This window comes from Polaribacter sp. PL03, from assembly GCF_033875165.1.
Taxonomy (GTDB): Bacteria; Bacteroidota; Bacteroidia; order Flavobacteriales; family Flavobacteriaceae; genus Polaribacter.
Map to the genome: position 1 here is coordinate 261279 of NZ_JAWZSV010000006.1, position 19213 is coordinate 280491.

Annotated in this window: 17 protein-coding genes and 5 tRNA genes; 20 read left to right on the plus strand and 2 right to left on the minus strand. The window is 30.9% G+C overall.

Annotated elements, in window-relative coordinates; translation table 11 throughout:
• Positions 1 to 2: 2 nt before the first annotated feature.
• Positions 3 to 710 carry a TIGR00730 family Rossman fold protein gene (locus tag SHK09_RS13775; protein WP_319811369.1) on the minus strand — a complete coding sequence of 236 codons (708 nt, stop codon included), beginning with the start codon at positions 708 to 710 and terminating at the stop codon, positions 3 to 5.
• A 137-nt stretch (positions 711 to 847) separates the two neighbouring features.
• Here SHK09_RS13775 and SHK09_RS13780 point away from each other — a divergent pair, with 137 nt between their 5' ends.
• Positions 848 to 4624, plus strand: coding sequence for a transglutaminase domain-containing protein (locus SHK09_RS13780; protein WP_319811370.1), 3777 nt, complete (start codon positions 848 to 850; stop codon positions 4622 to 4624).
• Between the two features lie 4 nt (positions 4625 to 4628).
• On the opposite strand, the gene uvrA is transcribed toward SHK09_RS13780, so the two are convergent.
• A complete protein-coding gene (uvrA, locus tag SHK09_RS13785) occupies positions 4629 to 7448 on the minus strand; it encodes an excinuclease ABC subunit UvrA (RefSeq protein ID WP_319811371.1) in 2820 nt (939 codons plus the stop codon).
• Between the two features lie 172 nt (positions 7449 to 7620).
• Here uvrA and SHK09_RS13790 point away from each other — a divergent pair, with 172 nt between their 5' ends.
• The 19 genes from SHK09_RS13790 to rplA all read left to right on the plus strand — a co-directional run bounded on the left by SHK09_RS13790 (position 7621) and on the right by rplA (position 19204).
• A complete protein-coding gene (locus SHK09_RS13790; protein ID WP_319811372.1) occupies positions 7621 to 7842 on the plus strand; it encodes a PspC domain-containing protein in 222 nt (73 codons plus the stop codon).
• A gap of 3 nt (positions 7843 to 7845) precedes the next feature.
• Positions 7846 to 8844 (plus strand): potassium channel family protein, encoded by a 999-nt coding sequence (locus SHK09_RS13795; protein WP_319811373.1) that lies wholly within the window; start codon positions 7846 to 7848, stop codon positions 8842 to 8844.
• Position 8845: 1 nt separating this feature from the next.
• Entirely contained in the window at positions 8846 to 9751 is a 906-nt protein-coding gene (locus tag SHK09_RS13800; RefSeq protein ID WP_319811374.1) for an SDR family oxidoreductase, read from the plus strand.
• 86 nt (positions 9752 to 9837) lie between these two features.
• Positions 9838 to 11439, plus strand: a complete 1602-nt coding sequence (locus tag SHK09_RS13805; RefSeq protein WP_319811375.1) for an alanine/glycine:cation symporter family protein — start codon at positions 9838 to 9840, stop codon at positions 11437 to 11439.
• 9 nt (positions 11440 to 11448) lie between these two features.
• Positions 11449 to 12336 (plus strand): helix-hairpin-helix domain-containing protein, encoded by an 888-nt coding sequence (locus tag SHK09_RS13810; RefSeq protein WP_319811376.1) that lies wholly within the window; start codon positions 11449 to 11451, stop codon positions 12334 to 12336.
• 22 nt (positions 12337 to 12358) lie between these two features.
• Positions 12359 to 13525 carry an acyl-CoA dehydrogenase family protein gene (locus SHK09_RS13815; RefSeq protein ID WP_319811377.1) on the plus strand — a complete coding sequence of 389 codons (1167 nt, stop codon included), beginning with the start codon at positions 12359 to 12361 and terminating at the stop codon, positions 13523 to 13525.
• Positions 13526 to 13798: 273 nt separating this feature from the next.
• Positions 13799 to 13996 carry a 30S ribosomal protein S21 gene (gene rpsU / locus SHK09_RS13820; RefSeq protein WP_036822200.1) on the plus strand — a complete coding sequence of 66 codons (198 nt, stop codon included), beginning with the start codon at positions 13799 to 13801 and terminating at the stop codon, positions 13994 to 13996.
• A 101-nt stretch (positions 13997 to 14097) separates the two neighbouring features.
• Positions 14098 to 15006 (plus strand): tyrosine-type recombinase/integrase, encoded by a 909-nt coding sequence (locus tag SHK09_RS13825; protein WP_319811378.1) that lies wholly within the window; start codon positions 14098 to 14100, stop codon positions 15004 to 15006.
• Positions 15007 to 15315, plus strand: coding sequence for a ribosome hibernation-promoting factor, HPF/YfiA family (gene hpf / locus SHK09_RS13830; protein WP_319811379.1), 309 nt, complete (start codon positions 15007 to 15009; stop codon positions 15313 to 15315).
• A gap of 106 nt (positions 15316 to 15421) precedes the next feature.
• Positions 15422 to 15495 (plus strand) — tRNA-Thr (locus SHK09_RS13835).
• Positions 15496 to 15552: 57 nt separating this feature from the next.
• Positions 15553 to 15634 (plus strand) — tRNA-Tyr (locus tag SHK09_RS13840).
• A 13-nt stretch (positions 15635 to 15647) separates the two neighbouring features.
• Positions 15648 to 15720, plus strand: a tRNA-Gly gene (locus SHK09_RS13845).
• Between the two features lie 19 nt (positions 15721 to 15739).
• Positions 15740 to 15812, plus strand: a tRNA-Thr gene (locus SHK09_RS13850).
• Between the two features lie 60 nt (positions 15813 to 15872).
• Positions 15873 to 17060, plus strand: coding sequence for an elongation factor Tu (gene tuf / locus SHK09_RS13855; protein ID WP_319811380.1), 1188 nt, complete (start codon positions 15873 to 15875; stop codon positions 17058 to 17060).
• Positions 17061 to 17136: 76 nt separating this feature from the next.
• Positions 17137 to 17208, plus strand: a tRNA-Trp gene (locus SHK09_RS13860).
• Between the two features lie 18 nt (positions 17209 to 17226).
• The gene (secE, locus tag SHK09_RS13865; protein WP_319811381.1) at positions 17227 to 17424 is read left to right on the plus strand and encodes a preprotein translocase subunit SecE; all 198 of its coding nucleotides are present in this window, start codon (positions 17227 to 17229) and stop codon (positions 17422 to 17424) included.
• A gap of 2 nt (positions 17425 to 17426) precedes the next feature.
• Positions 17427 to 17978 carry a transcription termination/antitermination protein NusG gene (gene nusG, locus SHK09_RS13870; protein WP_319811382.1) on the plus strand — a complete coding sequence of 184 codons (552 nt, stop codon included), beginning with the start codon at positions 17427 to 17429 and terminating at the stop codon, positions 17976 to 17978.
• A gap of 78 nt (positions 17979 to 18056) precedes the next feature.
• Positions 18057 to 18494, plus strand: a complete 438-nt coding sequence (rplK, locus tag SHK09_RS13875) for a 50S ribosomal protein L11 (RefSeq protein WP_319811383.1) — start codon at positions 18057 to 18059, stop codon at positions 18492 to 18494.
• 20 nt (positions 18495 to 18514) lie between these two features.
• Positions 18515 to 19204, plus strand: coding sequence for a 50S ribosomal protein L1 (rplA, locus tag SHK09_RS13880; RefSeq protein ID WP_319811384.1), 690 nt, complete (start codon positions 18515 to 18517; stop codon positions 19202 to 19204).
• The last annotated feature ends 9 nt before the right edge of the window (positions 19205 to 19213 follow it).

A 19213-nucleotide genomic window follows, 5' to 3' on the forward strand; every position in this document is an offset into this window, starting at 1 on the left:
ATCTAGAAATTTGGTTTGAATTGATATTTGTCGTAAAATTTATTAATGTGATCTAAAGCTTCATCAGCTGTATCTACAACTCTAAATAAGTTTAAATCTTTTTCACTAATGTTTCCTTCTTCTATAAGGGTGTTTTTAATCCAATCCAATAAACCTCCCCAGAATTTAGTGCCAACTAAAACAATAGGAAAACGACCAATCTTATTTGTTTGAATTAATGTGATCGCTTCAAAAAGTTCATCCATAGTACCAAAACCACCAGGCATTACAATAAAACCTTGCGAGTATTTTACAAACATTACTTTTCTAACGAAGAAGTAATCGAAGTCTAAACTTTTTCCTTGATCAATCCAAGGATTGTCGTGTTGTTCGAATGGTAACTCTATATTTAAACCAACAGAAGTTCCTTTTCCTCTGTTTGCACCTTTATTACCAGCTTCCATAATTCCGGGTCCACCACCTGTAATAACTCCGTAACCATTTTGTGTTAATTTAAAAGCAACTTCTTCTGCTAATTTATAATATGGGTGGTCTGGTTTGGTTCTGGCAGAACCAAAAATAGAAACACAAGGGCCTATTTTGCTTAGTTTTTCATAACCTTCTACAAACTCTGCCATAATTTTAAATATAGCCCAAGAATCATTTGTTTTAATCTCGTTCCAAGTTTTTGTTTGTAATTTCTCTTTTATTTTTCTATCGTCATTTGTCATCTTATATATGTTTTAAATTATTTCTCTCGCAAAAATCCGCCTGCTAAATTAGTTCTTTTTTAAGAAATGTATAAATAGAATCGATTTGTTTCGCATAAATATTTAAATTCACGTTTTTTAAACAACAAAAAACATCTATGAAATTAAGAAAATCATACCTTTTAATACTATTATTTTGCCTCTTTTGCAATTCTCTTTCAGCTCAAGAAAAATTTGATAATCATTGGGATTTATTACTGAAAAATAAAACGAAAGCTTCTTTAGAATATTTTAAAAAATTAAATAAAAAGACCAATAAGTCTATTGAGGGCTTATTAACTAATGAAATTTTAAGGAATGAAAATGGTTTAATTAACAGTGTTTCAAAAGATTTTATTAAAGATTTTAAATCTTTAGATGATTATCAATATTACTTATATGCTTTTTGGAACAACCCTTTTATTTTCGATAATTATTTAACTACTGGTTTTCATACCAAAAACAGTAAAACTATAGATGCATTTAACTCAAATGATATTCATAATTCTACTATAAAATATTCTCTTAAATATATACAAGCTATAAAAAATAGAGATAATAAGAATTTTACTGGTTATAAATCTAAAATAGCAGAAATACCAGTCATTAAAAATTGGCAATATTGTGGTGTTTTCGAAAACTTAAATAAAAGCGGATTTGATAAAGAATATGAACCAGAACTTTATGCAAAAAGCGAAAATGGTTTTAACGCAAATTCGAATGGAGTTGTAAAGTGGTACACACCTAATAAGGAATATACTACAGAGAGTTATCAGTTTTTTACGAATCACTCAGAATATGGTTACGGAGTTCATTATGCTCAAACTTTTGTTACTTCAAATAAAGAACAAAGAGTGCAATTAAGGTTAGGTAATTCTTCTGCTTTTAAGGTTTGGTTAAATGATGTTTTAGTTTATGAAAATGTAAAAGATGTAGCTACAGATATAGATGCTTATAGGGTTAATGTTACATTAAATAAAGGTGTAAACAGGTTGTTAATTAAAAATGCAGAAGCAAATGGTATCCCTTATTTTATAGCAAGATTTTCCAATGAAAAAGGAATGGCTATTCCTGGTTTAGAGTATTCAGAGAAGTTTAAAGAATATGGTAAAAGTACAGTTCAGAAAGTAAACCCTATAAAGGTTGAAAGTGATATTGAGGTTTTCTTTAAAAATAAAATAAAAGAAAACCCTAATAATTTCTTTTATAAATATGCTTTAATCAATATTTATTTTAGAAGTCAGAATTACGAAGATGCAAATATTATTTTAAATCCTATTTTAGAAAAATATCCTAAAAGTTCTTTATTAAGGATATTAAAAACATATAGTTTTAGTTATGAAGGGAATTTTAATTCTGTAACAGAATTAAATAAAAATATATTTTTAGACGATCCAGATTATTATTACTCACTTGTTAAAAAGACTTCAGATGCGAACCAATTAAAGCAAATGGATATAAAAGAATTAGAAAAATTCTTAGCTAAAGTAGAAAAATCTACAGATTATCCTGTTTTAAAACACATAGCAAAGTTTATGCTAGATGCTAGAAATGAAGATATGAAGTCTTTAAGAGAAACTATGGATTTGTTAAGTGAGTCTGCAGCAGATAGAGAAGTTGTTTTAAAAAGATTTATACCGTTATATGCGACTGTTTTTCAAGAGCAAGACAAAACAATAGAAATGTATGAAAATGTCTTAAACGAAAAATTTAGTCCTAGTTTATTAAGTGGTTTGGCTTTTTATTACGGGAAATTAAACAGGAAAGATGAAGTTATAGAAATGTATAAAGAATATTACGAAACATTTCCTTCAGACAACTCGTTGTTGTTTAGTTTAATTAAGAAAATGCATAGTTATAAAATGTACAAAGCATCTATTCCTTATTTAGAAGCAATGTTAAAAAACTATCCTTATTCTTTTCAAGCGATGGAGTATATGGGGAATGCTCAGCAACAAGTAGGTAATAAGAAAAAGGCATTAGAGTATTTTCAAAAATCTTTAATTTATAACAATGGTAATTCATCATTATTAAAAAAAATAGAGACACTTTCTCGAGAAGGTAATATTATAGATAAATACGTTGTAAAGAATATCTATAATTACGTTGAAGAAAAGAGAGGTACATCAACCAATAATAATTACGGATCTAATATTTTATTAGACGATAGGGTAGTGCAGTTGTATGAAACAGGAACTGTAAAATCTAAAAACACATATCTTTATGAAGTAACATCTGAAAATGGTGTAGAAGCTTATAAAGAGTATGATTTAGGTTTGTCTGGTAACTTTACGATATTAAAATCTGAAATTATAAAAAAAGATAAAAGTATAGTTCCTGCAGAAAAAACAAAATCTAAATTTGTTTTTAATGGCTTAGAAGTTGGAGACGTAATACATGTTTCTTATCAAAGTTTGTCTACGGGTTCGGGTCGTTTTTATAAAGATTATGTAGATGCTTATCAGTTCGATTCAGAAAATAATTGTTTGCGAACAAAATATTCATTTATAGTACCTAATACTATAAAATTCGATTATAGGGTAGAGAACGGCGAGATTCCTTTAAAAAAGATAAAGAAAGGTAATTTTACTGTTTTTGAATGGGAATTGTTAAATGCGCCAGAATTAGCTAAGGCAGAAGATTACAGACCTTCATCTGCAGATTTTGCAAGAATTTTACATATTAGTACTATAAAGTCTTGGAACACTATTGCAAATTGGTACTCAGACTTAGTAAGGTCGCAATCTGTTTTTAATTCTGAAGTAGAACAGAAGTTTAAAGAAATTTTTCCAGAAGAAAATGTTTTAAAATTAACAGAAACCGAAAGAGCGAGAAGAATTTATTATTATATAATGAATAATTTTAATTACAGCTTTGTAGAATTTAAACAAAGTGGTTTTGTGCCGCAAAAACCTGCAAAAACTATTTCTTCTAAATTAGGCGATTGTAAAGATTTCTCTACATTGTTTGCAACGTTAGGTAGAAAGGCAGGTTTAGATGTAAACTTAGTTTTAATACTAACATCAGATTATGGTAGAAGATCATTGGTGCTTCCATCACAAGATTTTAATCACTGTATTGTAAAAGTAAAATTAGATGGTAAGGAGCAGTTCTTAGAACTTACAGACAAAAATATGCCTTTTAAGTCTGTGCCAAATGGTCTTTTAAATGCAACAGGTTTAGAAATACCTTTTATGTCGAATACAGATAAGGTTTATAATTTATTTAATTTAGGAGATATGAAAGGAATAAAATCTAACAATATTTCTAATATAACTTTAAAGATTGATGAAAACAAAGCACAAAATTTACTTGTTAAGTCTCATATTAGTGGAAGCTTAGCTTCTGCCTATTTTGGTATTTTTAGTGGCAGCAATTATGAGCTAATTAAAAAAGATATAGATGATGATTTTAAAGCCAGATTAGGAGATTTAGTTTTAGATACAATTACAAATATCAATGCAAAAAAAGGAGCAAGTTTTGTTTCTTATGATGCTAAAATGAAAATAAAGAATAAGATGAATGAAATGGGATCTATGACTTTCTTTAAGTTGCCAATGGTTTCTCATGCATATAATTCAGATATTATTAATACAGAAGAAAGAAAGTATGCAATTGTATACCAAAATTACGAGAATGCTAATTATTACAAAACAACATATAACATAGAAATTCCTAAAGGGAAAAAGTTTATAGAAATACCTACAAACAAAGAATTTAGTTATAAAAAGCATGCCTATAAAATCAATTTCGAATCTTTAAGTGATTATCAATTAAAAATTGAATTTATAGGGAAACCAGATTTGAGTGATATATCTTCTAAAGAATACCCAGAATTTAAGAAATATGTAGAAGATGTTTTAAAAGCAAAAGATATTTTAATCGGTTATAAATAACCGATTAAAGTAATTTTTTTAAAAACTTAGCGGTGTAACTTGTTTTATGTTTGGCAACTTCTTCTGGAGTTCCTGTAACTAAAATTTTTCCACCGTTTTTTCCACCTTCCATACCAACATCAATAACATAATCGGCTAGTTTTACAACATCTAAATTATGTTCTATTATTAAAACCGTATTACCTTTATCTGCTAGTTTATTTAGAACTTCCATTAATACTCTAATATCTTCAAAGTGAAGTCCTGTAGTTGGTTCGTCTAAGATGTAAAAAGTATTACCTGTGTCTCTTTTAGATAATTCGGCAGCCAATTTAATTCTTTGTGCTTCACCACCAGAAAGGGTAGTAGATTGTTGCCCAAGAGTTATATACCCTAAACCAACATCTTTAATAGTTTTTAATTTTCTATGTATTTTAGGAATCTTAACAAAGAAGTCTGTTGCATCTTCAATTGTCATATTTAAAACATCTGAAATCGATTTTCCTTTGTAACGAATCTCTAGAGTTTCTCTATTAAAACGTTTTCCTTGGCAGGTTTCACATTCTACTTGCACGTCTGGTAAAAAGTTCATTTCAATAACACGAACTCCACCACCTTGGCAAGTTTCGCATCGTCCGCCTTTTACGTTAAAAGAAAAACGACCAGGTTTATAACCTCGTATTGCAGCTTCTGCAGTTTTTGCAAATAAACTTCTAATTTCGTCAAACGTTTTTGTGTACGTTGCTGGGTTAGATCTTGGAGTTCTACCAATTGGAGATTGATCAATGTCGATTACTTTATCTACATGTTCTAAACCTTCAATTTTCTTATAAGGCATCGGTTTTTTTACACCTCTGTAAATATGCGCGTTTAAAATAGGATATAAAGTTTCGTTAATTAAGGTCGATTTTCCACTTCCAGAAACTCCGGTAACACAAATCATTTTTCCTAAGGGAAATTCTACAGAAACGTTTTTTAAATTATTTCCAGTAGCACCTTTTAATTTTATTGTTTTGCCATTTCCTTCACGTCTTTTTTCTGGAACTTCAATTTTTTTTCTTCCTGTAATATAATCTGCAGTTAATGTTTTTTGTTTTTTTAATTCAGCAAAAGTACCTGCAGAAACAATTTCTCCACCATGTTTTCCTGCTCCAGGTCCAATATCAAAAACAAAATCTGCTTTCTCAATCATATCTTGGTCATGTTCTACAACTAAAACAGAATTACCAATGTCTCTTAATTTTACTAAAGAGTCTATAAGTTTTTCATTGTCTCGTTGGTGTAAACCAATACTTGGCTCATCTAATATGTATAAAACACCTACTAACTGAGAACCAATTTGCGTTGCTAAACGAATTCTTTGTGCTTCACCTCCAGAAAGAGATTTAGAAGTTCTATCTAGCGTTAAGTAATCTAAACCAACATCTAATAAAAACTGAATTCTAGTACTTATCTCTTTTAGTATTTCTGATGCAATAGTTAATTGTTTTTTTGATAAGTCTTTCTCAACGTTTTTAAACCATTTTGCCAACTCGGTAACGTCCATTTGTACTAAATCGCTAATACTTTTATCAGTAATTTTAAAATGAAGGGCCTCTTTTTTTAACCTTTTTCCGTTACAAGTAGAGCAAGTAACCTCGTCCATAAAACCTTTAGCCCAACGTTTAATTGTTGTGCTTTCGGCATTATTATATTGGCTATTTATAAAAGCTACAATACCTTCGAAATCTATTTGGTAATTTCTAGTAACACCTACCGTTTTAGATTCAATTTCAAAAGATTCATTTCCACCATGTAAAATAATTTCTAATGCTTCTTTTGGTATGTCTTTAATTGCATCTGTTAGTTTAAATTTATAACGTTCTGCAATATTTTGAATTTGTTTAAAAATCCAACTACTTTTTTGTTCTCCTAAAGGAATAATTCCTCCGTTTTTTATTGATATAGAATCGTCTGGAATTACTTTTTTTAAATTGATTTCATTTGTAATACCTAAACCATTACAAGAATCACATGCTCCTTTTGGTGAATTAAAAGAAAAGGTATTCGGTTCTGGGTTTGGATAAGCAATTCCTGTTGTAGGACACATTAATTCTCTACTAAAATAACGAGGATTGTTGTCATCAACATCAATTACCATCATAATATTATTACCAGAATACAATGCTGTTTTTATTGTTTCGTCTAAACGTTTTTCTACTGTTTTATTTACAGCGAGTCTATCTATTACAACTTCAATATCATGGTTTTTGTAACGGTCTAATTTCATGCCTTTTTCAATCTCTTGAATCTTGCCGTCTACACGAACTCTAATAAAACCTTGTTTAGATATTTGTTCGAAAAGTTCTCTATAATGTCCTTTTCTAGATTTAATTAATGGCGCTAAAACGGCTATTTTTTTGCCATCAAAATCTTTTAAAATTAAATCTTTTATCTGTTCATCAGAATAACTTACCATTTTCTCATTCGTGTTGTAAGAGTATGCGTCTGCAGCTCTTGCAAAAAGTAATCTTAAAAAATCGTAAATTTCTGTGATAGTACCAACAGTAGAACGTGGGCTTTTATTTGTTGTTTTCTGTTCAATTGAAATTACAGGCGAAAGGCCATCAATCTTATCTACGTCTGGTCTTTCTAATCCGCCTAAAAACTGACGTGCATACGCAGAGAAAGTTTCAATATAACGTCTTTGTCCTTCTGCATAAATGGTGTCAAAAGCGAGAGAAGATTTTCCACTACCGCTTAAACCAGTAATTACAACTAGCTTTTCACGAGGAATTTTAACATCAATATTCTTTAAATTATGAGCTCTTGCTCCGTAAACTTCTATATATTCTTGGTCTTTCAAACGTGCCTATTTTTATCAGGAAAAGCAAAGTTAATCAATCCTAATTTAATTTAAGTAGGTTTCTAGCAACCTTTAACATTGTTTTCTATTAAGTTTTGTATAATAAAAACCAAGATTAAATTCCTATTGAAAAAAGAGCATAAAATGGTATCTTGCCGTATATTTAAGAAGAATGATAGATACTATTCGACATTATTTCGAAAGAAACGGTTTTGGTGTTTTCTCTAGACTTGCAGATAGGTTAGGTATGAGAGCTGTAAATGTGCGCTTATATTTTATTTATGTCACTTTTTTTACAGTTGGCTTGTCGTTTGGTTTTTATCTTACAATGGCTTTTGTATTAAAATTAAAAGATATGGTTTATACAAAAAGAAGTTCTGTTTTCGATTTATAAATTATGATTATCATAAAATCTAAAATTCAAAAAATTGCTTTACTAGTAGTTACAATTTTAACTATTGGTATTGTGGGGTATATGTGGCTTTCTGGCTACAATTTTGTAGATGCTTTATACATGACTGTTATTACAGTTACTACCGTTGGGTTTGGAGAACTACAACCTTTTTCTCCTGAAGAAAAAGTATTTACAATATTTCTAATTTTAACAAGTATAACTATATTTGGGTATGCAGTATCTGCGTTTTCAGAATATTTGGTAAGTGGTAAGTTATTTGAACATTTTAAACACAGAAGCGTGGAGAAGCAAATAGGGCATTTAAAAGGACATACTATTGTTTGTGGTTATGGTAGAAACGGTAAACAGGCAATTTTAAAATTAGGCAACTATAATAAAAAATTTGTTGTTGTAGAGAAGAAGAAAGAAATGATTGAGGTTTTAGATGCTCAAGGTATTTTAAATATTCAAGGAGATGCAACTTTAGATGAAACGTTACAAAAAGCAGGAATTGAGAAAGCAGCATTTTTAATTACAGCTTTACCATCAGATGCAGATAACCTTTTTGTTGTTTTAACGGCAAGTCAGTTGAATAAAGATTGTGTTATTATAAGTAGAGCGGGAAATGAATCTTCCTATAAGAAATTAAAATTTGCAGGTGCAAGTAATGTAATTATGCCAGATAAACTAGGCGGAGATCATATGGCATCTTTAGTAACTACACCAGATGTTATAGAGTTTGTAGATAGATTAACTATCGAAGGAGAAACTACAGCAAATTTAGAGGAGGTTTCCGTAAATGATTTACCAGCAAAATATATTAATAAGACAATTTTAGATCTAGATTTAAGACGTCAAACAGGTTGTACCGTTATTGGTTTTAGAAACCCAGATAAAGATTATATTATAAACCCAGAGGCAGATATAAAGTTAGTTGCAGATTCTCAATTAATTATTTTAGGAAGACCAGAGCAAATTATAAAGCTAAGAGAAGTTTTTTAGAATGAAAAAGATAATAATTACAGGAAGTAATGGTTTATTAGGTCAGTCTTTATTAAATTTATTACTTCAAGATAAAAAAGAATATAAGGTTTTTGGTTTCTCTAGAGGAATAAATAGAAGTGGAAGAGAAGATTTCGATTATATTTCTTTAGACATTACAGAAGAAATTTTGTTAAAAGAAGAAATTAAAAATATTCAACCAAATTTTATAATTAATACGGCGGCTATGACGCAAGTAGATGATTGTGAAAAAGAAAAAGAAGCGTGTGATTTATTAAATGTTACTGTTGTAAAATGGTTGTCTGAAGTTTCTAAAGAAATTAATGCACACTTAATTCATATTTCTACGGATTTTATTTTTGATGGAGAGAAAGAGAAAGGATATTATAAAGAGACAGATAAACCAAATCCATTAAGTTATTACGGTTTGTCTAAATTAAAATCTGAAGAAGTTTTAACAAACTCAAATATAGATTTTACAATTCTAAGAACAATTTTAGTTTATGGGCAAGTGTTTGGTATGAGCAGGAGCAATATTGTTCTTTGGGTGAAAAAGATGTTAGAGGAAAGAAAGGAAATTACAATTGTAGAAGATCAATTTAGAACTCCTACTTATGTAAAAGATTTAGCCTTAGCTTGTAAGATTTCTATGGATAAGAAAGCAATAGGTGTTTTTAATATATCTTCTAATAAATTACTAAGTGTTTATGAGATTGCGCAACAAATAGCATTGGTGTTTAATCTAGACAAAAACTTGATAAAGCCAATCTCTACTTCAACTTTAAACCAAACAGCACCAAGACCAGCAAAAACTGGTTTCGATTTAACAAAAACGAATAAAGAGTTAGGGTTTTATCCTAAATCATTCAAAGAAGATTTACTGAAATTTAAAGAATCCTTATCATAAAAGCACTTTTAACGAGTAAAACTTGTTAAAAGAGCATTTTTTTAGGATATTGCGAGTTACTAAATTAAAACTAATCAAAATATATTATGAATAAAAAACTTCTTTCGTTGTTATTTTTAGCAACACCCTTTTTCACATTTGCACAAGAAAAAGGTCTTGATCAACAAATTGATGAAGCATTTGGTAATGCAACAGGATGGTTTGTAGACATTATTTTTTATCAAATACCTTTTTCTGATACAGTTAGTATATACTGGGTTTTATTCCCTTTAATTTTAGGAGCATTATACTTTACATTTTATTTCAACTTTATAAATTTTAGAGGTTTTTTAACTTCAATAAACATTGTTAGAGGTAAATATGACGAGTTAGAAAATAGAGTAGATCATAATGTAGAAATAGAGAAATCTAAATTTACAGGAGAAGAAGATAACCCAGATACTATAAGAATAGAAGGGCATGATGGTGAGGTAACCCACTTTCAGGCTTTAACGGCTGCATTATCTGCAACTGTTGGTTTAGGTAATATCGCAGGTGTTGCTATTGCAGTATCTATTGGTGGTGCAGGTGCTACTTTCTGGATGATTGTTGCAGGTTTCTTAGGAATGGCATCAAAATTTGTAGAATGTACTTTAGGTGTAAAATATAGAGATATTGAAGCAGATGGAACTGTTTACGGTGGTCCAATGTATTATCTTACAAAAGGATTGAAAAATAAAACATTAGGTAAAATTTTAGCAGCTTTATTTGCAATCTTCGTAATTGGAGGTTCTTTTGGAGGTGGTAATATGTTTCAAGTAAATCAAGCTTTTCAGTTAGTAGAAAATATTACTACACCAGTTGGTGGCGTTTCTTTTTTACATGGTAAAGGATGGTTATTTGGTTTAGTAATGGCTGTTTTAGTTGGTATTGTAATTATTGGAGGAATTAAAAAAATAGCAAAAGTAACAGATAAAATTGTTCCTTTTATGGTAGCAATTTATGTTGCAGCTTCTTTATTTGTAATTTTTGCAAACTATGATATGATTGGAGATGCATTTATGCAAATTTTTAATGGTGCATTTAGCCCAGAAGGAATTGCCGGTGGTGCAGTTGGTGTTTTAGTACAAGGGTTTAGAAGAGCAGCTTTCTCAAATGAAGCTGGTATTGGTTCTGCATCTATTGCGCATTCAGCAGTAAAAACTCAGTATGCTGCAAGTGAAGGTATGGTTGCTTTATTAGAGCCTTTTATAGATACTGTGGTTGTTTGTACAATGACAGCTTTAGTTTTAATTATTACAGGTAATGTAGCAGCAGAAAATGCTTCTTTAAATGATGCACAAGCAATTTTATTAACTTCAGGAGCTTTTGAATCAGCAATATCTTGGTTCCCATATGTATTAACTGTAGCAGTAGTGTTATTTGCATTTAGTTCTATGATTTCATGGTCTTACTATGGTTTTCAAGGTTGGGCTTACCTTTTTGGTAGATCTAAAAAAATGGAATATGCTTACAAAGTAATTTTCTGTATATTCGTAGTAATTGGAGCAGCAGCAAGTTTAAACTCTGTAATTGGCTTCTCAGATGCAATGGTTTTTGCAATGATGGTTCCAAACATGATTGGTCTTATTTTATTAGCACCAAAAGTGAAGAAAGAATTAACAAAATACATGAATGCTATTAAAGAAAATAAAGCTTCTAAAGCATAAATTTATATAATGAACATATTTAAATCCCATTTCTGGTATAACAAAAGCCAAAGAAATGGGATTTTTCTTTTATTAGTAAGTATTATAATTCTACAAATTATTATCTTCATAGATTTTTCTTCGGAAGAAAAAGTAGATTTAACAACACCAAGAACTTTAGCATTTCATAAGAAAATTGATAGCTTAAAATTAATTACTCTAGAAAAAAGGAAGCCTAAAATATATCCATTTAATCCAAATTATATTACAGATTATAAAGGAGCACAATTAGGCATGTCTTTAAATGAAATTGATAGGCTTTTAGCTTTTAGAAAAACAGGTAAGTTTGTTAATTCGAAAAAAGAGTTTCAAAAAGTAACTATTATTTCAGATAGTTTGTTAACTATTATTTCTCCTTATTTTAAGTTTCCAGAATGGGTTATTAAAAGAAAAGAGAATACAAATTACACATCGAATAGTAAGAGTTTTTATCCTAAGAAAGTTAAAATTAAAATATCTACAACAAATATTAACAAAGCAACTGCAGAAGATTTAAAAACAATATCAGGAGTAGGAGAGAAGCTTTCTGTGAGAATTATTAAGTATCGTTCTAAATTACAAGGTTTTTCCAAAGAAAATCAACTGTATGAAGTGTGGGGTTTAGATAGAGAAGTTGCTAGTAAAGTATTAAAGGTGTTTAGTGTCTTAGAATTGCCAAATATTCAAAAAACTAACGTAAACACTGTTAGTTTTAAAGAATTACTTAAAAATCCGTACATCGATTATGAATTGTGTAAAAAGATATTCGAGTACAGAGATGAGGTGGCAGAACTACAAGATATATCAGAATTAAAAAATATCAAAGGTTTTCCTTTGAATTTGTATGATAGAATAGTCTTATATTTGGTCGCTAAATAAACAACTCAAAAATTTGCACCAAATGAACAGTATGTATTTTACTGAAGAACACGATGCTTTTCGTGCTAGCTTTAAAGATTTTTTACAAAAAGAAGTAGTTCCTTATATAGACCAATGGGAAAAATCTGGAACCATTGATAGATTCATTTGGAAGAAATTTGGAGAAATGGGGTATTTCGGACTTTGCACTCCAGAAAATTATGGAGGCTTAGATCTAGATTTATTTTATACAGTTATCTTTTTAGAAGAATTACAGAAAATAAACTCAGGTGGTTTTGCAGCAGCAATGTGGGCGCATGAATTTCTTGCGATGACGCATTTAAATAAAGAAGGTACAGAGTTTATTAAACAAAAATACCTTGTACCAAGTGTAGAAGGAGATAAGATTGGTTGTCTTTGTATTACAGAACCTTTTGGTGGTAGTGATGTTGCAGGAATGCGCTCTACAGCAATTAAAAAAGGCGACAAATACATTTTAAATGGATCTAAAACATTTATAACAAACGGAGTTTATTCAGATTATTTAATAGTTGCAGCAAAAACAGATCCTTCAGAAAAGTATAAAGGAATCAGTATTTTTGTAGTAGATAGAGAAACTGCAGGAATTTCAGCAACAAAACTAGATAAATTAGGTTGGCGAGCTTCAGATACAGCAGAATTAGCATTCGACAATGTAGAAATTCCTTTAGAGAACCTAATGGGAGAAGAAGGGAAAGGTTTTCCTTATATAATGCAACACTTTGCATTAGAACGCTTAATAATGGGTGTTAATGCACACGCAAGAGCAGAGTTTGCAGTAGATTATGCTATTAATTATATGCAAGAACGCATTGCTTTTGGTAAATCTTTAGACAAATTTCAAGTCTTAAGACATAAAATAGCAGAAATGGCTAGTAAGGTAGATATGTGTAGAGAATACAACTACTCAATAACTAAGAGACTAGACCAAGGCTCTTATGTAGTAAAAGAAGCGAGTATGTCTAAGTTGTTGTCTACTAAAATGGCAGACGAAGTTATATATGATGCGCTTCAGTTATTAGGAGGTTATGGTTATATGGAAGATTATCCAATGGCACGTTTGTTAAGAGATAGTAGGTTAGGACCAATTGGAGGAGGAACTTCAGAAATCTTAAAAGAAATTATTGCAAAAATGGTAATAGATAATAAAGAATATAAGCCTGCAACATAGTTTATAAAGTTATAAGTAAAGAAGGTTTGTAGTAGTATTATTTTTAGGGCGTTTCCTAAAGGTCGCGCTTTTACTACTCGCTTTTAGTTTTTATCAAAACAAAAGAGCTCAAACAAACCGTTCAATCGCTAACGCAAAATTAGAAGTAGAAAATAATTCAATTTTCATAATTGTCATTTCAGAATTTGTAATTACATTTGCAGTCCAAAAATTAAAACAATAGTTTAGTTACTATTCAAAATATAAAGATACTATGAAGGGAGGTGCCAACTTATGTTAATTATACCAATTAAAGAAGGAGAGAATATCGATAGAGCTTTAAAGCGTTACAAGAGAAAATTCGATCGTACAAAAACGATGAAGAACTTGCGTGCTAGAAAGAACTTTACAAAACCTTCTGTAGCTAATAGAGCTCAGAGAATTAAAGCTTCTTACGTTCAAAGATTAAGAACACAAGAAGAAGTAGGTTAGAAATAACTTATTTTTTTAGAGTATAAATCTCGTAACACAATTTTGTGTTACGAGATTTTTTTTGCGTATAATTTTAGTAACTTTGGTAGAAAAAATAATTATTGTTAACAGGAAGCAACCATATAACCTCATTTTTAGAATATCTTTTTTTAGAGAAAGGATATTCTAAACACACTATTACTGCATACAAAACAGACTTAATTGCGTTTAAAGACTTTTGTGAAGTAACATATGATCAAGAAAATTTATTAGATATAAATTACCCACAAGTTAGAAGTTGGGTAGTTAGTTTAGTTAATGCAGATATTTCAAATAATAGTATTAATAGAAAAGTTAGTTCTTTAAAATCGTTTTATAAATTTCTTCAAAAAACAGAGCAAATAGAAGGTAGCCCGCTCTCTAAGCACAAAGCATTAAAAGTAGCCAAAAAAGTTCAAGTACCTTTTACTTCTACAGAGATTAATTCTGTTATTCAGAATATGGTTATAGAAAAAGATTTCGATTCACTTAGAAATAAGTTATTGGTAGAGTTGTTGTATTCTACAGGTATAAGAAGAGCCGAATTAATAAATATAAAACAGATCGATGTAAATCTTAAAGAGAAGACCATAAAAGTCTTAGGTAAAAGAAATAAAGAGCGCTTTGTGCCTATACTTAGTTCAGTCTTAGTAACATTAAATCAATATGTAGAGTTTAGAAAAGAAAAACAATCTCATTCAGAATTTCTTTTAATTACATCTAAAGGAAATAAACTATATGAAACACTTGTTTACAGAATTATAAATTCTTACTTTAGTCAGGTCTCAACGAAGGTAAAAAAGAGCCCTCATATTTTAAGACACTCTTTTGCTACTCATCTTCTAAATGAAGGGGCAGATTTAAATTCGGTTAAAGAACTGCTAGGGCATTCATCTTTAGCTTCAACACAAGTCTATACACATAATAGTCTTGATGCAATAAAAAAAGTGTATAATCAAGCTCACCCTAGGAGCAATAAAAAGGATAACTAAATGAAAGTATTCACACAATCAGTAAATTTTAACGCAGACAATGAGTTAATCGAATTCGTAGAAACTAAAGTTTCAGCATTAACAAAGTTCCATGATAAGATCGTAGATGCAGAAGTTTTCTTAAAAGTTCAAAATACAAGCGATAAAGAAAATAAAATTACAGAAATAAAAATTAATATTCCAGGTAGTGAGTTAATTGTAAAAAGAGAGACTAAAACCTTTGAAGAAGGTGTTAATGCTGCTGTCGACAACTTAAAAAGACAATTAAAAAGATCAAAAGAGAAGCAAAGAGATGCTCAGATTTCATAAAATTAATAAAAAAATAAAAAAATTGTATAAATAAGTTTTGATATACGATAAAACTTTATATATTTGCAATCCGTTAGAAATAGCGGGTTGTTTTTTAACATTAAAAGCCGATGTAGCTCAGCTGGCTAGAGCAGCTGATTTGTAATCAGCAGGTCGTGGGTTCGAGTCCCTCCATCGGCTCAAAAAAAACAATAAATTACGAAAGTAATTTCAAGTTCATTGAAATAGTAAATTAAAGGGGAGATACTCAAGCGGCCAACGAGGACGGACTGTAACTCCGTTGACTACGTCTTCGCAGGTTCGAATCCTGCTCTCCCCACAATTTACATAATGCGAAAGTAGCTCAGTTGGTAGAGCGTCAGCCTTCCAAGCTGAATGTCGCCGGTTCGAACCCGGTCTTTCGCTCAAAAAAAAATATCAACAAGCCGGTGTAGCTCAGTTGGTAGAGCGCATCCTTGGTAGGGATGAGGTCGTGGGTTCAACTCCCATCGCTGGCTCATTTTTTATGTATTATTAGACACTAAATATATTTAAACTAAGAATTAAAATTAATAATTATGGCAAAAGGAACTTTTGACCGTTCGAAACCACACTTAAACATTGGTACTATCGGACACGTAGATCACGGTAAAACAACTTTAACTGCGGCTATTACTAAAGTATTAGCTGATGCAGGATTCTCTGAAGCTAGATCTTTTGATCAGATTGATAATGCTCCAGAAGAGAAAGAGAGAGGTATTACAATTAATACTTCACATGTAGAATATCAAACAGCTAATCGTCACTATGCTCACGTAGATTGTCCAGGTCACGCGGATTACGTTAAGAACATGGTTACTGGTGCTGCTCAAATGGATGGTGCTATTTTAGTTGTTGCTGCAACAGACGGACCAATGCCTCAAACTAGAGAGCATATCTTATTAGGTCGTCAGGTTGGTATTCCTCGTATGGTTGTTTTCTTGAATAAAGTTGACATGGTAGATGATGAGGAGTTACTAGAATTAGTTGATATGGAAGTAAGAGAATTATTATCTTTCTATGATTATGATGGAGATAATGGTCCTGTTGTTTCAGGTTCTGCTTTAGGAGCTTTAAACGGTGAACAAAAATGGGTTGATACTGTGTTAGAATTAATGGCACAAGTTGATGTTTGGATTGAAGAGCCTTTAAGAGAAGTTGATAAAGATTTCTTAATGCCAGTTGAAGATGTGTTTTCAATTACTGGTCGTGGTACTGTAGCTACTGGTCGTATTGAGACTGGAATTGCTAATACTGGAGATGTTGTTGATATTATTGGTATGGGAGCTGAAAAAATGACTTCTACTATTACTGGTATTGAAATGTTCCGTCAAATCTTAGATAGAGGTGAGGCAGGAGATAATGCAGGTATCTTATTAAGAGGTGTTGCAAAAGAAGATATAAAAAGAGGTATGGTAATCTGTAAGCCAGGTTCTGTAACACCACACGCTAAATTTAAAGCAGAAGTTTATGTTTTAAAGAAAGAAGAAGGTGGTCGTCATACTCCATTCCATAACAACTACCGTCCACAGTTCTATGTTAGAACTACAGATGTAACAGGTACTATTAACTTACCTGATGGAGTTGAAATGGTAATGCCAGGAGATAACTTAACAATTACTGTAGACTTATTGCAACCAATTGCATTAAATGTTGGTTTACGTTTCGCAATCCGTGAGGGTGGTAGAACTGTAGGTGCAGGTCAGGTAACTGAATTATTAGACTAATATTTATTAGTTTATTAATAAATAAATTATAAGGGTGTTCCGTTTTTAACGGAACGCCTTTATCAATGAATAAGAAACGGGCGTAGTTCAGCGGTAGAGCACTGGTCTCCAAAACCAGCTGTCGGGAGTTCGAATCTCTCCGCCCGTGCAAAAACATACAAGAAGAATGAAGTTTATACAATATATTAAAGATTCTTTTGATGAGCTAAGTAATCACATGACTTGGATCTCAAAAGAAGATGCTCAAAAGACAACAGTAACTGTAGCTGTATTTACTATCTTGTTTGCACTAGCAGTAGCTGGTATAGATTATGTTTTTCAAACAGGATTAGATAACTTTTTTGGAATGTTTAAATCTAACTAATTATGGCAACTGATTCAGTTATGAAATGGTATGTTGTTAGAGCCATTGGTGGACAAGAAAATAAAGTTAAAGCTTATATTGAAACTGAAATATCACGTGTTGGTTTGTCAGATTATGTAAGTCAAGTTATTGTACCAACAGAAAAAGTTATTCAAATAAGAGACGGTAAAAAAGTAAATAGAGAAAGAGTTTATTTTCCTGGTTACATTATGGTCGAAGCAAACCTATCCGGTGAAGTACCTCACGTAATTAAAGCAATTACGGGAGTTATTGGTTTTTTAGGTGAAGTTAAAGGTGGAGAGCCTGTTCCTATGCGTAAAGCAGAAGTGAATAGAATGTTAGGTAAGGTAGATGAGCTTTCTGTTCAAGATGAAAATATTGCAATTCCTTTCAATATTGGGGAAACTGTAAAAGTTGTTGACGGTCCTTTTAATGGATTTGATGGAACTATTGAAAAAGTAAATGAAGAAAAGCGTAAACTTGAAGTAATGGTGAAAATATTCGGAAGAAAAACACCTTTAGAATTAAGTTATATGCAAGTAGAAAAGATATAATTGTTACACAAATATATATAATAGATAACGATTTGTTTTTAGCTTCCAAATTAAAGCAAATCATTAAACATTTTTAAAATGGCAAAAGAAGTTAGTAAAGTAGTTAAGTTACAAGTAAAGGGAGGCGCAGCGAATCCATCGCCGCCGGTTGGACCTGCTTTAGGAGCTGCTGGTGTTAACATTATGGAGTTCTGTAAACAGTTTAATGCAAGAACGCAAGACAAACAAGGTAAAATTTTACCTGTTGTTATTACTGTTTTCAAAGATAAATCATTCGATTTTCTTGTAAAAACTCCTCCTGCAGCAGTCCAGTTACTAGAAGCAGCCAAAATTAAAAAGGGTTCAGGAGAACCAAACAGAAAGAAAGTAGCATCAGTTACTTGGGATCAAATTAAAGCGATTGCAGAAGATAAAATGGTAGATTTAAATGCCTTTGAAATGTCTTCAGCTATGCGTATGATTGCAGGTACAGCACGTTCTATGGGATTAACAGTAAAAGGAGATGCACCAGCATAAACTTTATAAAAAGTAGTAAAATGGCAAAATTAACAAAAAAGCAAAAAGAAGCTTACGCAAAGGTAGATAGCTCTAAATCTTATGATTTAGCAGCAGCTTCAGCGCTAGTCAAAGACATTACTAATGTAAAGTTTGATGCATCAGTAGATTTAGCTATACGTTTAGGAGTAGATCCTCGTAAAGCAAATCAAATGGTTCGTGGTGTTGTAACATTACCACACGGAACAGGTAAAGATGTAAAAGTATTAGCATTAGTAACTCCAGATAAAGAAGCAGAAGCTACAGCAGCAGGTGCAGATTATGTTGGATTAGATGAGTACCTTCAAAAGATTAAAGGAGGTTGGACAGATGTAGATGTAATTATTACCATGCCTAGTGTAATGGGAAAATTAGGTCCTTTAGGTAGAGTGTTAGGTCCTAGAGGTTTAATGCCTAACCCAAAAACAGGTACAGTAACTATGGATGTTGCAAAAGCTGTTCAAGATGTAAAAGCTGGTAAAATCGATTTCAAAGTTGATAAAACTGGTATTATACATGCTGCAATTGGAAAAGTATCTTTTGATGCTAAGAAAATTGAAGAAAATGCAAACGAGTTAATACAAACAATTATTAAATTGAAACCAACAACTGCAAAAGGAACGTATGTAAAAAGCGTTTTTATGTCTAGTACAATGAGTCCTAGTATAGCGGTTGAGGTGAAAGCTGTTTAATACGTTAAA

Coding starts and splice junctions, on each gene's coding strand:
- SHK09_RS13775 (WP_319811369.1), bottom strand. CDS start 710: ATGACAAATGACGATAGAAAAATAAAAGAGAAATTACAAACAAAAACT.
- SHK09_RS13780 (WP_319811370.1), top strand. CDS start 848: ATGAAATTAAGAAAATCATACCTTTTAATACTATTATTTTGCCTCTTT.
- SHK09_RS13790 (WP_319811372.1), top strand. CDS start 7,621: ATGATAGATACTATTCGACATTATTTCGAAAGAAACGGTTTTGGTGTT.
- SHK09_RS13795 (WP_319811373.1), top strand. CDS start 7,846: ATGATTATCATAAAATCTAAAATTCAAAAAATTGCTTTACTAGTAGTT.
- SHK09_RS13800 (WP_319811374.1), top strand. CDS start 8,846: ATGAAAAAGATAATAATTACAGGAAGTAATGGTTTATTAGGTCAGTCT.
- SHK09_RS13805 (WP_319811375.1), top strand. CDS start 9,838: ATGAATAAAAAACTTCTTTCGTTGTTATTTTTAGCAACACCCTTTTTC.
- SHK09_RS13810 (WP_319811376.1), top strand. CDS start 11,449: ATGAACATATTTAAATCCCATTTCTGGTATAACAAAAGCCAAAGAAAT.
- SHK09_RS13815 (WP_319811377.1), top strand. CDS start 12,359: ATGAACAGTATGTATTTTACTGAAGAACACGATGCTTTTCGTGCTAGC.
- rpsU (WP_036822200.1), top strand. CDS start 13,799: ATGTTAATTATACCAATTAAAGAAGGAGAGAATATCGATAGAGCTTTA.
- hpf (WP_319811379.1), top strand. CDS start 15,007: ATGAAAGTATTCACACAATCAGTAAATTTTAACGCAGACAATGAGTTA.
- tuf (WP_319811380.1), top strand. CDS start 15,873: ATGGCAAAAGGAACTTTTGACCGTTCGAAACCACACTTAAACATTGGT.
- secE (WP_319811381.1), top strand. CDS start 17,227: ATGAAGTTTATACAATATATTAAAGATTCTTTTGATGAGCTAAGTAAT.
- nusG (WP_319811382.1), top strand. CDS start 17,427: ATGGCAACTGATTCAGTTATGAAATGGTATGTTGTTAGAGCCATTGGT.
- rplK (WP_319811383.1), top strand. CDS start 18,057: ATGGCAAAAGAAGTTAGTAAAGTAGTTAAGTTACAAGTAAAGGGAGGC.
- rplA (WP_319811384.1), top strand. CDS start 18,515: ATGGCAAAATTAACAAAAAAGCAAAAAGAAGCTTACGCAAAGGTAGAT.